At 34.4% G+C, this 745-nt stretch carries 1 protein-coding gene; it reads right to left on the bottom strand.

Annotated elements, in window-relative coordinates; genetic code table 11:
- Window positions 1-97: 97 nt before the first annotated feature.
- Window positions 98-745 (bottom strand): hypothetical protein (locus KEM10_RS23910; protein WP_212220953.1); only part of this gene is annotated, 648 nt, incomplete at its 5' end.

The following is a 745-nucleotide window of genomic DNA, read 5'->3' as shown; positions in this document are numbered from 1 at the left end:
ATTAGCCTTATCGGACACTTTTTGCTGTTTTTGTCGGATACTTTTTTAATTCAAATGGCAATAAAAAGCAATAAATGGTAATCGGTATTTTTGCAGATTAACGGGTTACAATTTCAATGATTACTTTTTCGATGTCACCTGTTGGTAAATTACGTTCCTGAAAATGCAATTTGATAACTTCAAGGTCTACCAAAAGATTCTTATCGTTTTTTATATATGGAGCTTTATCCATAAGCCGATAGAAATATGAATTTTTGTAAGAATCCAAATCAATACCGTTTACTACACATAAAAATCGGGCAAGTGTTGAGTTTCCAACATCTACCCGGTGTTTTAAGCCCAAAAGCCGAAATAGAAAGTAAGCCCAAAGCACTTGTTGGGCACTAGAAAGCTTTAAGATTGCATCATGGGTTCTTGGCTTAATTTGTTGGAGGTTTGGAAACGCTTCAATATTTCCGTTTGACTTGAAATACTTGAGAAATTGGAGTTTCCCAAAGTAGTCGCAGAAAAAATTATAATAGTCCTGGGGATTTGTTGACGAAAGGTCAACGAGAGGTGAGTAGTAATAAATTTCTAATGCCTTATAGTTAAAGGTCTTTTGCCTGAAATTTATTACATCTTGAAATTTGACTTGTTTTTTGCCGGGTATAAGCCATTGGAGTATTGCTTTTGGCTTTATTCGGATTTTACCGACCTGTAAATAACAAAGTTCTCCTTCGTTATTATACACTTCAAGTCTTTTAAG

Origin of the sequence: Carboxylicivirga linearis (assembly GCF_018271995.1) — a bacterium.
Lineage (GTDB): Bacteria > Bacteroidota > Bacteroidia > Bacteroidales > Marinilabiliaceae > Carboxylicivirga > Carboxylicivirga linearis.
This window is presented reverse-complemented; position numbering and strand designations above follow the sequence as displayed.